This is a genomic window from Cohnella herbarum (genome assembly GCF_012849095.1).
GTDB lineage: Bacteria > Bacillota > Bacilli > Paenibacillales > Paenibacillaceae > Cohnella > Cohnella herbarum.
The window spans coordinates 6342403-6357344 of record NZ_CP051680.1; the positions used below are offsets into that span (position 1 = coordinate 6342403).

General features: G+C 50.7%; 12 protein-coding genes. 9 read left to right on the top strand and 3 right to left on the bottom strand.

The features are described from left to right. Positions 1-267: 267 nt before the first annotated feature. A complete protein-coding gene (locus HH215_RS26970; protein ID WP_169282694.1) occupies positions 268-1188 on the bottom strand; it encodes a transposase in 921 nt (306 codons plus the stop codon). 454 nt (positions 1189-1642) lie between these two features. Here HH215_RS26970 and HH215_RS26975 point away from each other — a divergent pair, with 454 nt between their 5' ends. After that, positions 1643-2500: a hypothetical protein gene (locus HH215_RS26975; protein WP_169282695.1), complete on the top strand. Its 858-nt coding sequence runs from the start codon at positions 1643-1645 to the stop codon at positions 2498-2500. 112 nt (positions 2501-2612) lie between these two features. After that, positions 2613-3446: a non-homologous end joining protein Ku gene (gene ku / locus HH215_RS26980; protein ID WP_169282696.1), complete on the top strand. Its 834-nt coding sequence runs from the start codon at positions 2613-2615 to the stop codon at positions 3444-3446. Between the two features lie 97 nt (positions 3447-3543). Here ku and HH215_RS26985 read toward each other — a convergent pair whose 3' ends face one another. Both HH215_RS26985 and HH215_RS26990 read right to left on the bottom strand, forming a co-directional pair. Beyond that, a complete protein-coding gene (locus HH215_RS26985) occupies positions 3544-4674 on the bottom strand; it encodes a transglutaminase domain-containing protein (RefSeq protein ID WP_169282697.1) in 1131 nt (376 codons plus the stop codon). Positions 4675-4745: 71 nt separating this feature from the next. Continuing rightward, positions 4746-5621: an AraC family transcriptional regulator gene (locus HH215_RS26990; protein ID WP_169282698.1), complete on the bottom strand. Its 876-nt coding sequence runs from the start codon at positions 5619-5621 to the stop codon at positions 4746-4748. Positions 5622-5678: 57 nt separating this feature from the next. On the opposite strand from HH215_RS26990, the gene HH215_RS36565 reads away from it, so the two are divergent. From HH215_RS36565 to HH215_RS27025, 7 genes are all read left to right on the top strand, one after another. Next, positions 5679-7241 (top strand): L-fucose/L-arabinose isomerase family protein, encoded by a 1563-nt coding sequence (locus HH215_RS36565; protein ID WP_254450241.1) that lies wholly within the window; start codon positions 5679-5681, stop codon positions 7239-7241. A gap of 58 nt (positions 7242-7299) precedes the next feature. Continuing rightward, a complete protein-coding gene (locus HH215_RS27000) occupies positions 7300-8349 on the top strand; it encodes an autoinducer 2 ABC transporter substrate-binding protein (protein WP_254450242.1) in 1050 nt (349 codons plus the stop codon). After that, entirely contained in the window at positions 8339-10171 is a 1833-nt protein-coding gene (locus HH215_RS27005) for a sensor histidine kinase (protein ID WP_169282699.1), read from the top strand. Before HH215_RS27000 ends, HH215_RS27005 begins: the two co-directional genes overlap by 11 nt. Further along, a complete protein-coding gene (locus tag HH215_RS27010; RefSeq protein WP_169282700.1) occupies positions 10158-11822 on the top strand; it encodes a response regulator transcription factor in 1665 nt (554 codons plus the stop codon). Before HH215_RS27005 ends, HH215_RS27010 begins: the two co-directional genes overlap by 14 nt. Beyond that, positions 11806-12132, top strand: coding sequence for an L-rhamnose mutarotase (locus tag HH215_RS27015; protein WP_169282701.1), 327 nt, complete (start codon positions 11806-11808; stop codon positions 12130-12132). Before HH215_RS27010 ends, HH215_RS27015 begins: the two co-directional genes overlap by 17 nt. Before the next feature lie 226 nt (positions 12133-12358). Then, positions 12359-13894 carry a sugar ABC transporter ATP-binding protein gene (locus HH215_RS27020; RefSeq protein ID WP_169282702.1) on the top strand — a complete coding sequence of 512 codons (1536 nt, stop codon included), beginning with the start codon at positions 12359-12361 and terminating at the stop codon, positions 13892-13894. Further along, positions 13891-14940 (top strand): ABC transporter permease, encoded by a 1050-nt coding sequence (locus HH215_RS27025; protein ID WP_169282703.1) that lies wholly within the window; start codon positions 13891-13893, stop codon positions 14938-14940. Before HH215_RS27020 ends, HH215_RS27025 begins: the two co-directional genes overlap by 4 nt. Positions 14941-14942: the final 2 nt, after the last annotated feature.

Consider the following 14942-nt stretch of genomic DNA (forward strand, 5'->3'; position numbering starts at 1 on the left):
GTCAAATGTCCAGCCAGCGTTAGTCATTCCCCGTTTGTCTTCCTCTAGCCATTATCCCCTTGATTCAGGGAAGGGGTCGAGGTAGCTGCTGACGGGTTTCTAGCCATTATCCCCTCCGTTCAGGGAAAAGGATCCTAGAGCTGCTGGCGGTTTCTAAAATTATCCCCTTGGTTCAGGGAAAGAGTTCGAAGAAGCTGTTGGTAAATTTTCAACCGATCTCCCATTCGTTCAGGAGCACACCGTGTTATGGCGAAGAGTCGCCGAAGTTTAGCTTACGGATTTCAATTGCTCAGAATAGTTGCGCTTACGTTGCAAGGAGCGATCTTCGCGCCGAATGAGCGCAGGGTATGTCAGAGTGGGGAATACGGCGCTATGTCGTAGCAGATTTTCGAACGGGTCGGCGTTTCGATTAGCATAATTAAACCCGAAACAAAATTGATCTAGATAAGATTGCAAATGTTTGGGACCGATTCCGTTAAAAGTATTATTAATCCACCCGGTAGCGGAGTTACACAATTGGATGAGTGGCTTGTATCTATGACGGCTAAACTTATGGATGACAATCGTAATATCCGTTGTAGCGGAATGGAGGAGCGTCTTAACAAAGTCATGACTCGCTTCCGAAGTAATACGGTCGTAAATAAGATGGTGATCAGGAACTTGTTTGATCTTAATATGAGTAATTCGATCATTATCAATTGTGCCGCCAATTAGCAATGGCTGCTCTTGAGGATGTCGGTAGATGGTAGGGTTATATGGGCGACCGTAGACACCGCAATTTATTCGGACAAGCCCCGTAAGAAGCTCGCTGGAACCGGCGGTTGACATTGCATAGCGGATCTTGTGACAGATAAGCCATGCGGTTTTGTAAGTTGTCCCTATAATAGAAGCCAGTCGCAGTGCGCTAATTCCTTGAGGTGCAGCATGAAGAAATATTGCCTGAAACCACAGTTTTAAGGGGGTTCGGCTGCCCTCCATAATCGTACCTGATCGGATCGAAGTTTGTGCGCCGCATGAACGGCATTCGTAAAGCGGTAATTTACGAGAGCGGATACAATAATATTGGCGATGAGAGCAGCGTGGGCAAATAAACCCGTCCGGCCATCTGGCGGAAAATAAGGCTTGGGAGCAAGTTTCTTCATTGTCATAATGAGAGCAAAATTGCTCAAACGTCATTGTCATATTCATTCCAATCACCCACCGATGAGAACGCTTGTTCTCTTTTATTCTAACTCATATTTTTACTTTTTTCAATTGATTATTATAAAATCTGTAATTATTTCTATTGAATATTCGAATGGAAGTCCTGAATGAAGGGGATAATGGCGGTAGTAATAATGATGCAAGGAAATGATGCTGGGGAATGATACGGTACGGGTAATGATGCTAGGGAATGATGAGATAGGCAAAAAAGACTATAGGAACTGGCGATGATTAAGGGAATATACGGTAGGAAGATAGCAGGGAATTGTTGATAAGAAATGATGCGATTGAAATTATTACGCTTCCAATATTGTAATTTAAATGGTAGGATAAGTTCAATAATATTCCAGTGGTGAAGCACACCCTGACTTGACGTTCATGACGTCTTGTTGGGGTTTTTTGTCTTTGTCCTGGAAAAATTCCAAGGAGGCAAATGACGATGGCTGTACGCGTATACGACGATCCTCAGCAATTTGCGGAGATGATGATGCGGCAATTGAGCGAGAACATGGAAGTAATCGTTCAACAGAAGGAAAAGGAAGGGGAGCCGCTGCTTCTGGAAGTCGGTTTAGATCGTAACGATCCGCAGAATAAGTTGCAGGTTAGTCTTCACAACACGTTCAGGACATATATGGCTGGAGGAGATCTGAACGCCGCTATTGATTATTTGAACAGTATCGTTCGGTGCTCGGATTGGGTCCGCGCGAAGGGGGACGTCGCAGAGTTGGATCCTGCCTATATTTATCCTGCTATTCGTGACGAGCGTTATGTGCAAGAGGCGGGACGGGACATGGGACTCTTATCGGAAGAATATTTGCCGGGACTGCGCGTTATATTTCTAGAGATTAAAGATAGCTGCACTAAGATCATCTCGGAATCCTTATTAAGCCACAACCCCCGACTTACAGAAGATAGGGTCAAAAGATTAGCATACCGGAATTTGCGATCCGCGGGCTGGCAAGAGTCGCGGTTGATCCTGCAGAGTCCGTCCCGTAAGTCTTGTTTTGTCGAAGTGTACATGGATAATTCTCATCCGATTGAATGCCAGTTTCTGAACCCGGCAATGGCAATTGGTAATGTTCCGAGGAACTTCCTTATTGCCTATACGAACAGAAAAACCGCGCTGACGATGCATTCGGACGAGCGAATGGAAACGTTACAGCAAGCTTTGTTTTTGACGGAGAAATCAAGATTCAGGGACGTGGTTAAACGAAGTTGTTTACTGACGCCCAATCCCGTATCCGATCGAATTTATTGGATTAGCAACGGGAAGGCAACGCTTCTGGAAAAGAAGTGACGGGTGACGAATGCAATGAAATTCACGCTGCGAGGCGGCCATTCAAGTATCCTTTCCTTTCTCTATGGGAATAAAAGTGATAGATCACTTAAACGAGGGGGGAACGATCAGGATGCACGCGATGTGGAAAGGGACCATTCAGATCGCCAAGTTTCAAATTCCGATCAAGCTATATGCAGCGACCGAGGACAAGGAGATTTCACTAAAGACTACCCACGCCATATGCGGGGGGGCGATTTCGCATTTAAAATATTGCCAAGCCTGCGAGACGAAAGCGGAAGCCGAAGAGATTAGGAAGGTCTACGATCTGGGCGGAGGCAATTTCGTGGAGTTAACGGAGGAGGAGTTGAAAGGAATTACTCCTCAAGCTTCGAAAACCTTCGTAATCGAACAGTTCGCGGAGGCGGTGGAAATCAGCCGAATTCGGCTGAAGAAGCATTATTATATCGGGACGGACGAGGTGGGGGAGGAAGCGTTCAAGCTTTTCCAAGCGAGTCTGGTTCAATCCAAGAAGATCGGCATCGGCTACATCACGCTCAGATCCGTTCAAAACCTCGCGGCCATATGGCCGTCCGAAGACGGGGTAGTTCTGTCGACGATGCTTTACGAGGATGAAATCCGCGCGATGGAACGAATCGTTGCCCCGACCAATCGCGTGGGCTCCCACGTAACGGAAGCCCATTTGTTCGCCTTTAATCAATTGATCGCCGCGATGTCCGCTCCTTTCGTTGGCTCGAAATACGTCAATCCTTACGACCTGGCGCTTAGATCTCTAATCGAGAGTAAAATCACGAAACTATCGCCTAAGGAACGGCTCAAAGACGAACCTCAGTTGCAACGGAATGCCAATTTGGAGGATTTGTTATCGTCGTTAAATACGAGTCTGGATTTCTTGAAGAACGAGAACGACGTTTTTGCGCAAACGGATTCTAATCAGACGCATTAAGCTTGAGAGAGTAGAGGCAGACAAAGGAGTACGGCATGCAGGAACTGAAATTCGCCGACTATCTATTGACAAAATATCCTTGGGAGTAGGATTTCTCTCAAGAATAATTGAACTTAATCCGTAGCAGCTTGTCGTTCGACGTCGTGCGGGTGTATTCCTCCGACGAGTAGTTATAACTGGAAAGCCCCTTCTGGGCATCGAAAGCTTTTCTCATATCGGACTTGACCGTCACTCCGCGCGTATAGCGCAGAACCAGATCATTTTTTCGGTCATCTACGGCCGAACGTATCATGTCAGTTAACTCACTCAGGCTTGTAGCCGTATATGCGTCGGTGAGGAAACGAATATCAAGATCCTGATAGAGCTTCTCGTAGAAGTCGGCGTTCGGTTTGCCTTTCGTCATTAACAGCGAGGACAGCGTTTGGTCAAAGGGGGTTACCGCGTTAGGATATAATGCCGAAGGCTTCCATTTATGATCGGTTCGTAACTGGCTATCGGTCAGGTTGTAATAGTTATAGGCGATCCGACCGGCTACGTCCGGTACGGGGTCATCCCAAGTCGTATCGAGATGGTACCATTTGCCGTCTAACTGGACAAGGTTCCAAGTATGGGCAATACCCCTGGAGGTGCCTTCCACGATTTTCACCGGAATACCGGCTTGTCTCATCATCTCGTAAGTCAGAAGGGCGTAGCCTTGACACACGGTTTTGCCATTCACGATTCCATCATAAGCGGAATACGAAACGAGTCTCGTATCATAGGCAAGATTAGTCACGATCCAATCATGGATCGTTTTTTCTTTTTGGTGGTCGTTCATGCCCGGCTTTAGTATTCGGGCAAGGACGTTGGTTACGCGCTTCTTCACCTCATTAGATTGAGCGAGGGTTTCCCAATAGGTAAAGCTGAACTTAATCGTCGCGGTAGATCCTTTAATCGAAGCCGTGTAACCGTATTTTTTAACAATATAGTGCAAATAATCATCCGAATTCATCGCGGCTTCCATTAACTCTTTAATGTCCTTTTTCAGCGTTGCAGACTTGCCCGAATAGTTGACTTCAAGCGAACTACGGCGCTCGCTCAAGGCGCGGACGATCTCCTTGCGAAGCTGATCTTCGGATTTCGCAGCAGTTGCGGCTAACACGGAAGAGAAAGGATCGCATGCAGTCGCGAACGGTAAAGCCCCCAGTAAGAGGGATGAAGCGAGCAAGATTTTCGTCCCTGTCTTCATAGTTCTCCTATATCCCCCTCCGATAGATGTATTCCTTAGAATATAGCATATTCGAACGAACGCGGGTGATTCTACGATTGTTGCCAGATTTTACGGAAAGCCAGCGGAGTATGCGTTTCGCGTCCGCGAAACAGATTGATGAAGTGGCTGACATTGTCGACGCCGACGGCAGAGGCGATCTCGGCAACGGGCATATCCGTAAAACGGAGAAGCTCCTTCGCGCGGGTTATTCGCGTGTTGATCAGGTACTCGTTCGGGGAAAATCCGGTATAGCGTTTGAACGCCTTCGACAGATGGTACTTGTCGACCGAGAAAGCCGCGGATATCTCCTCGAGCGTCAACTTGCGGGAATAGTGCCGGTCGTAATGACTCATAATGCTTCGCACGTAGTCGGGAATACCGGGATCGGAAGAGACATCCCGGTCCTGGTAGCCGAGCAGCAATTCGGTCAAGAGATCGACGATGAGCCGGGAACCGGACAACTCCGTTTGAATCGTTTTGTACCGGTGAAGGTCGACGATGTCTTGCATTAATCCGGAAATTCTAGAGTCCGGACGCAGAGAGACGACCGGGTTGCCCGAGGCGGCGAATCGGTCGTAATACGCTTTCGAAGAGCTACCGTTAAAGTGGATCCACATCATCTCCCAGAGATCGTTGGAATCCGTTCGATAATACTGGTATTTTCGACAATCCAGGAAGAATAGTTGATTTTGCTCGATTGCATAGTTTTTATCCTCGTAGGTCAAATGCCCTCTCCCCTTCGTCGTATATACGATCAAATAGGAGTCTAAGCTTTCTCTTTCCGTGAAGTAAGAAGGCATCGTGCGGAATTGACCGGCCTCTTGGACATAATACAAGGAGGCTTTCGCGAAAGCGGAAGGCGTGGCGATTATTCGGACCGAATCCTCCGACCAAGCATGCGAAGCTTCCTCGCGAAATCCAGCCATGATCATCATCTCCAAGATTCTATTATTATTAGCCAATATCGTTGGATGCCAAGTCGAATGAAAGCTTTTACAATCGTAAGTATAGCAATTAATCCAATCCTTCGCGAGGTGGTCAAGATGTCTTTGTTCGAACCTATTAAACCGGCGCGCAAAGCGCGCATCGGACTTTACAGCGTTGGCTTGCGCGCTTACTGGGAGCAATTTCCCGGACTGCGCGATCGGCTAATCGAATACGGTAAATTCATCGAGAAGAGGATGTCTCAATGGGCCGAAGTGCATTTCTACGGCATGGTGGACACGGAAACCGAAGGACGCCAAGCGGGCGAGTGGTTTAACGAACGTAACGTCGATCTGGTATTTTGCCATGCGGCTACGTACTCCACAAGCTCAACGGTGCTCCCCGTTCATCAATTATGCCCGGCTCCCGCGGTGGTACTCAACTTGCAACCGACCGATCGGATCAATTACGACCAATCGACAACCGGCGAATGGTTAGCGCATTGCGGAGCATGTCCCGTACCGGAATTCGCCAATGCGTTCAACCGTGCCGGAATTGCATTTCGAGTCGTAAATGGTATACTGGGTCTCGATTATACGCCGGATATTTCCTTGACCAACGAGATTACACATGAAAGGGTCGAAGCCATTCGTGCATGGAGGGAAATCGAAGAATGGATTCGAGCGGCCTCGGTTCCGCGTACATTGAAGCATAGCCGATTCGGTTTCCTTGGCAATACGTACAGCGGAATGTTGGACATGTACAGCGATTTTACGATGATTCAGGCTCAGACCGGTCTTCATATTGAAGTGTTGGAAATGTGCGATCTCGATCGTATGTTAAAAGAAGTTACCCCGCAGGACGTGAAGACTAAGCTGGAAGCGGTCCATGAGATGTTCCAGATCAGCGGGGATTCCCCGTCGGATCCGATCGCCAGAAAGCCAAGCGACGAGCAATTGGAATGGTCCTGCCGGGTAGCGGCAGCCCAGGAGAAGCTCGTTCGGGAGTTCGATCTCGATGCTCTCAGCTATTACTATCACGGAGCGCCGGGGGGAGAATACGAGAAGCTTCAAGGAGGTTTTATCGTCGGCCATTCTTTGCTGACGGCACGAGGTATCCCATGCGCGGGAGAAGGCGATCTCAAGACGGCCGTTGCGATGAAAATTTGCGACATTCTGGGCACGGGGGGAAGCTATTCCGAGATCGTCGTGGTGGACTATGTCGACGGGACGATTTTGCTAGGCCATGACGGACCGTTCCATATTGCCATATCGGAAGGCAAACCGACGCTAAGAGGCATGGGGTTGTATCACGGGAAGCAGGGTACGGGGGTATCCGTGGAAGCGAAGGTGAAGACCGGGCCGATCACGACATTGGGGATGACCCAGACCGGCGACGGCAAGCTTAAGCTGATCGCCAGCGAAGCGGAGTCGACGGACGGCCCGATCATGAGAATCGGCAATACCCAAACCCCGGTCCGATTCCGTTCGCATCCCGATGAGTATATGACTCGTTGGTTTGCCGAGGCGCCTACCCATCATTGCGCGATGTCGATCGGCCATAACGGCTCCTTATTTGCCAAAGTGGGCGAATTAATGCGGTTAAAGACCGTTACTTTATAAAAGGCAAGGCACTGAAAGCACCGAAGATTAACATTCCGGCTTAAAGGTGGCGAGTTTCTTGTACCGAACAATCGCGGCTTTCTTAATGATCGCGTTATTGATGACTTCGTGCGGATCCGGCTCGGAAACTCGCTACGAGTTGGTTTACTCGATGGAACCCGTCGGCTCCGCCAGCCAGCCGCCGGAGGAGCCGAACGTCCCGGCGAAGAGGTACAAGATCGCCTTGGTGCCGAAGGGGATCGAGATCGACTACTTCAAATATGCCGCGATAGGAGCGAAGGAAGCGGGCAAAAGCCTCGGAATCGATGTTCTTTTCAGAGGTCCCGCTACCGCCGACGCCGATCTTCAGATCGATATCGTGGAGCAATTGATCGACCAGAAGGTCGATCTTATTGCGATTTCCGCCAACGATCCGGTTAAGCTTGTTCCCGTGTTGCAGAAAGCAAGGATTCGCGGCATTAAGGTCATCACTTGGGATGCCGATACGGAACCCGAGGGCAGGGAGTTTTTCGTGAACATGGTCGACCCGGAAGTGCTGGGCAGGCATCTTCTGGACACGTTGGCCTTAACGATGGGCGAGAAGGGCAATTACGCGATTATGACGGGTTCGTTCTCCGCGGCGAATCTGAACGAATGGCTGAGATGGATCAATATCCAGCAGCGCGAATACTACCCGGATATGAAGCTAGTGGCAACGGTAGCCACGGACGACGATCAAGACAAAGCTTACGATGTCGCCAATCGGCTGCTCGTCGATTATCCGGACCTTGGCGGCATTCTCGGCAACTCCTCGGTCGGGCCCCCGGCCGCGGCCCGAGCGGTGAAGCAAGCGGGGAAATCGGGCGCGGTGAAAGTCGTAGGCTTGTCCAGCCCCAATCTGATGAACGGCTACTTGCGCGAAGGCTCGGCGCAAATCGCGACTCTCTGGAGTCCGAAGAAACTCGGGTTCCTTACGATCATGCTCGCCTACCGTTATTTGAACGGGCAAATGCCCGTCGATGGGCAGGAGATCGAGGGCGTGGGGAATATTCGCTTGAACGGGGATATGGTCATTATGGGAGAACCGCTGGATTTCACCGCGGAGAATGTGAGCCAATATGATTTTTAAGCGTTTGCGCGGATTTCGATTCAAGGATTTTCCGATCGGCTATAAGCTGATCGTGACCTATATTCTGCTGACCGCATTCCCGATGATTCTGTTGGTCTATTTTTCCTATATCCAGTACGCGAGATCGGTCGAAGAACAGATCGGCGAATATATGCCCAGGTTTCTCTATCAAGCCAACGCGGATGTCGAGAAACATATCGACGAATTGACCAAGCTTCCCGAGAATTTATTTAACTCGGAGAGTATTTTGGGCATTCTTAGGCGACAGTCGTACGATCGCAGAGCCGATCTGAACAAGGACCAATACAACATGAATAGCTACTTGGCCCGAACCTACACGAACGGGAGAAACGCCGACGTGCTCGGAGTGTATGTCGTTTCGAACAATCGGGTGTTCGACAGCTCCAACGTGGGCTTTAAGGAAACCGGTTGGGGCAATACGATCATGGAATTCGTTCGCGGTTTCGAGCCGAGCGGAAAGGCGGAAATCGTACTGCCGGACGAGATCGACCTGAAGCTCGAAACCGCGAGCCCTTACTTATTTATCCTGAAGCAGATTAACGATGACGATAATCGCAGAAACTTAGGGACGATGTTAATCGCGGTGGATCTGACCTTTATCGATAATATCGTGCGCAACTTCGAGAAGAACGAAAGAGCGGATTTATGGGTCATGAACGCCTCCGGCAAAATCATTTACCATACGAATCGGCGTTTTATCGGTACCGTAGACGCAGAGAAGGATCGTTACCCGGTTCTTAACGGAAGTTTCCGTACCGACGTGACGGGGGAACAACGGCTTGTCAGCGTCAATCAATCAACAGGACGGGGATGGACGCTCGTTCACGGCATTCCATTGCGCGAATTGACGGAGAAGGCGGACACGGTACGGAACGTAACTTTATTCGTTATTATTGCGATCCTTCTGCTTACATCCGTGATCGGAATCATGATCTCCTACAACATGACTCGCCCCTTGAAGAAACTGACCGGTTTAATGAAGTCGGTGGAGCGGGGAGATTTCCAAGTCGATCTTAAAGTTCAGAGCGGGGACGAGGTCGGCACGCTGGCGCGCAGTTTCAATTCGATGATCTCGACGATTCGCGAGCTGATCCAGAAAAACTACCAGATCGAGATTCGGCAGAAAGAAGCGGAGCTTTATGCCCTGCAGTCTCAGATCAATCCGCATTTTATGTACAACACGTTGGAGACGATCGGAATGGCCGTCGAAGAGGGGGAGTCCGATCAAGTCGTGGATATGGTCACGCTTCTTGGCCGGATGCTGCGGTTTTCCGTGTCGAATCAATCCAAATCCGTATCCATCGCCGAAGAAGTCCAGCACGTGAAGGATTACTTGACGATTCAGAAGTTTCGGTTCGAGGATCGGGTGCACTTCGAGATCGCGCAAGCGTTGGAGGATACCGACTTCCAAGGTCTCTACAGTCCGAAGTTCATTCTTCAACCCATTGTCGAGAATTCGATTAAACACGGATTGGAAAGTCGCAAGGCGCTGGATATCCATATCTCGGTCGGCTTGGAATTCGGAGCCCGTTCCGGGAAACGGGACGTCGTGATCCGGATTTGGGACAACGGTCCGGGAATTGCGGCGGAACGGTTGAACGAGTTGGAGAAATCGTTGAAGAAAATCAGCTTTGAAGGACGAAGTTCGCACTTCGGACTAATTAACGTGAACGCGAGAATCGTAATGATGCACGGCCCGGATTACGGATTGCAGCTCCATAGCATTGTCGGCAAAGGGACTGAAGTCATCATCCGAATTCCGATGATCCATGAGGAGATGACTGCGAATGCAGAAGATTAGAACGTTAATCGTGGACGATGAAGCCCGGATACGCAGGGGCATCGAACGGTTGGTCAGATCCTGCGGGGAGGATTGGGAAATCGTAGCTACCGCAAGCGACGGAGAGGAAGCGTTGGAGTGCTTTCACCAGCATCAAGGAGCAATCGATTTGTTGATTACCGACGTGAAGATGCCGGAGATGGACGGCCTAACGTTGATCAAAGAAGCGAAGAAGCAGTATTCGTTCTATCCGCTATTGATTAGCGGCTACGACGATTATGCCTACCTCCAGACGGCGATGCGGGAGGGCGCGCTGGATTATTTGTTGAAGCCGGTAGACCGCGAACAGTTCCGTTCGAGGATGGCGGAGATTCGCACGATCATTAACAATGGCCGTTATCAGACCCTGAAGAGAGGGGAGATGGAGCGGGAATCCGAGAAGCTGAAGAAGTCGAGGCAAATCCAAACGTTGAGCTATATTACTTCCGTGGGCATCGACATGACTACGCTAGGATATTGGGTGGACGAATTCCCCAAAGGAACGTACGTCCTCTTATCCATACGGATGGACACGTTGCCCGTTAAGACGAGGAGCTATAAGGCGAACGATTGGAAAGCCTATTTCTATGCGCTTGAAAATATAATGACCGAGGTGCTGGACGATCAATTCCGGCAAACCGACCGCCTCGGGTGGAACTGGCGGGGAGCCGAATCGGATTTTTGGATGCTGCTGTTCAGCCCCGACCCCGAATACGAATGGGACAATGCCGCGCACGACTTGGCCCTGCGAGTACGTTCCGCCATTCAGACGTATACGCCTTTTTCGGTATCCGTCGCTTACGGCGATGCCATCGAGGATTTGTATTTATTGCCCGAAGCGAAGCGCCAAGCTTTAGCTCTTATGAACTATCGATTCCTTAACGGAGGCAACCGGGTTTTCCGGCCGCTCGGCATGAGTGACGAGGGGAAGCCCGCGGGAACCGGGGATAAGGATTTGTCTCCGATCGCCCAGAAGCTTAAGCGGAGCGTAGAGCAGGGGAATTCGGCGGAAGCGTCCGAGATGACCAAGCAATTTTTCGACCAGTTGGATCGGTTGGAATCCCCCGCCCAATTGCAGAACGCGGTGCAGAACGCGATGATTCTGATTCATTCGGCGGGTCTGGAGAGCAATCGCGGAATCGCGAATTCGGCGACGCTCGAAGAGGAATTGCACAAGGCGGAGAGGGCAACGAATCTGCAAGAGCTGAAAACTTGCGTGAAGCAATTGACGGACCGCGTCATCGAAGACATTCGAAAGATCAGGGAGAACAGCAACTTGAAGCCCGTAGAGCAAGCGAAAGGGTGGATCAACGAACGTCTGGATCAGGAAATCACGATCAAGAAAATCGCCGATCAAGTGTATATGAACCCGACGTATTTCAGCGAGTTGTTCAAGATGCAGACGGGGGAAACCGTACTCGACTATTTAACGAGGCAAAGAATCGACAGGGCGAAGGAGCTGCTTGGCGATCACAAATTGAAATTGCAGGACATCTGCGGGCGAATCGGTTATCAGGACGTTAAGTATTTCAGTCGGTTGTTCAAGCATTCTACCGGGCAAACCCCTTCGAAATTCAGGGAGCAGTTACTCGTTCAGGGTGAAGGAGCGGATGGATATGGAAGCGAGTCGTAAATTCGCGTGGACTTGGAAGGTTAAAATGGACTGTTTGGACGCGTACATTGCGCTGCACGCGGATCCGTGGCCGGAAATGATGGCCGAGCATTCACGCGCGGGCATTCGGAATTATTCGATTTTTCAGGAGGGCAACCTTTTTTTTTATTGTTTTGAATGCGACGACGTGGACAAGGCGTTCGCGATCATCGCCGAAAGCGAAGTATGCAACCGTTGGAATGCGCTGACTTCGCGAATGGTCGAAGGTTCTTTCGACATGCGGGAAGCGGAACCGATCCGGCCAATGCGGGAAGTGTTTTATTTGAAGTGAGACTTGGCGATTGAAAACCGGACGCTGAATAGACGTTCGGTTTTTTGACGTTAAGAAATAGACCGCAGCCGTTTGGCGATAGCGGTCTATTTGCGGTTTCATTTATTCCTGACATCATGACCCGAAGTATAACCCCCCAATCCGAGTAATGTCCCCTACTGAGGTCATCCCGACAACTGTATCTTTAAACCACGAGAACAACGCAGAGAGAAAGGGGAGACGCGAAATGGCCGAGGCGGAATACGTACTGGAGCTGAAAGGCATCACGAAAATATTCCCGGGAGTTAAAGCTCTGGACGACGTCTATTTCAAATTGAAGCCCGGGGAAATTCACGCTTTGATGGGCGAGAACGGCGCTGGCAAATCGACCTTCATCAAAGTGATCACGGGCGTTCATTCTCCGGAAGAAGGCGACATGATCTTAAACGGGCAGAAGGTTTCGTTTAATCATCCGACGGATGCCCAGAAGGCCGGAATCGCGGCGATCTATCAGCATGTGACGAATTATCCCGATTTGAGCGTGACGGAAAACATCTTCATGGGCCACGAGAAAGTTCAAAAGGGAACGAAACGCATCCGTTGGAGCGAAATGCACGAGGAAGCGGGCAAGTTGCTGAAGGAATTGGGCGCCAGCTTTAGTCCGAAAACGCTAATGGGCGCGCTCAGCGTAGCCGAGCAGCAAATCGTCGAGATCGCGAAAGCGCTGTCGGTGGACGCGAAGATCATTATCATGGACGAACCGACGGCCGCGTTAACGAAGAACGAGAGCGAGGAGCTGTACCGGATTACGGAACGGCTTCGCGACAATGGAGCATCGATCATCTTCATTTCTCACCGCTTCGAGGATATGTACAGGCTGGCTAGCAAAGTTACCGTATTCCGGGATTCGAGATATATCGGCACATGGGACGTAGACGGCATTTCGAATTCCGATCTAATCGTCGCAATGGTCGGGAGGGAAATCTCGCAGTTGTTTCCGAAGCAGGAAGCGAAGATCGGAGAAGAATTGCTTCGCCTTGAAGGACTGGGCAAGACGGGTTACTTCGCGGATGTGTCCTTTTCTCTCCGCAGAGGCGAGATTCTTGGACTGACAGGGCTTGTCGGAGCGGGCCGCACGGAAGTGTGCGAGACGCTGTTCGGAGTAACGAAGCATGACAAAGGCAGGATTATTTTCAAAGGCGAAGAGTTGAAAGTCAAAAGCCCCAAGGACGCGATGCGCAAAGGCATCGGTTACTTGCCGGAAGACCGGCAGAAGCAGGGACTCGTCCTTCAATGGGGGATCGGAAGGAATATTACTTTGCCTACGCTGAAGAGTTTTTCTAGCAAAGGCATGTTGAATACCCGCAAGGAGCTGGACACGGCCAAGCAGTTGGCGGAGAAGGTCGGCGTCAAAGCGAAGAGCGTGTTCACGCTCGCGAGCGCGCTATCCGGAGGTAATCAGCAGAAGGTCGTATTCGCTAAGCTGCTTACGGGAGATCTCGATATCTTGATTCTGGACGAACCGACCAAAGGGGTCGACGTCGGGGCGAAATCAGCGATCTACGAAATGATCAGCGACTTGGCGGGTTCGGGATACGGAATCATTATGGTTTCGTCGGAAATGCCCGAGATCATCGGCATGTGCGATAGGGTTGCGGTGATGAGGGAAGGCCGGATTACGGCGGTCTTGGATCGCGACGGGTTAACGCAAGAGGCGATTCTTAAAGCCTCGATGGATGATACGGCACCCAAGGCGGATGCGACAAGGGGGGCTGGAGCATGAAACAAACGGTAACGGAATCCGCTGCTTTACAGGGAGCGCGGGAGGGTCAAGACAAGCAAGCCAAATCGGTCAGTTCCTATATCGCGAAGTTCCGGGAACTCGGTTTGCTCGCGTTTATCGTCCTTCTGGCGGTCGGCGTACAGATTCGAAATCCCAGCTTCCTGACTTGGGAGAACATTAACGACATCGCGACGAATACAGCCATTCTCAGTATTCTGGCCGTCGGGATGATGCTCGTCATTATCACGAGAGGAATCGATTTGTCCATCGGCGCGACGCTGGCTCTTTCGGGTATGGTATCGGCATTGACCGTAAGCCAATATCCGGATTTGAATCCGCTGCTCGCGATCGCTATCGGCGTCGGGGTAGGCATCGCTTGCGGAATCGTGATCGGATTTCTGGTTTCGTGGATCAATATTTTGCCGATCATCGCCACGCTAGGCATGATGAACGTCTTCCGCGGACTGACGTTCGAGACGAGCGGAGGCAAATGGGTCAGCGCGCATCAGATGCCGGAAAGCTTCAAATCGATCGCGACCGGCTCGGTTTTCGGAATCAACAATCTGATCATGATCGCGATTGTGATCTATATTATTGCTTATTACTTCGTCAGCCATACCCGCACGGGAAGAAGGGTGTACGCGGTCGGAAGCAATCCGGAATCCGCGAAGATCAGCGGCATTCGCACGGGTCGGATCCTATGGCTGGTTTACTCGATTATGGGCGGTCTATCCGGGCTTGCCGGCGTGCTGTGGGTATCGAAGTTTGCTTCGGCGCAAGGAGATACGGCGTCGGGTTACGAGATGAGCGTCATTGCGGCATGCGTGCTCGGCGGAGTCAGTATCGCGGGCGGCGTCGGGAAAATCTCCGGGATTATTCTCGGTTCCATCCTGCTCGGGATTCTGAACAACGCGCTGCCGATGATCAACGTATCCCCGTTCTGGCAAAACTTCATTCAAGGATCGATCATCCTCATCGCCGTGCTGGTCAATGCTCTGGTCAAGCGGGGAATCGACCGCAATAACTTGATGAGGAGGAAGATCTAGCC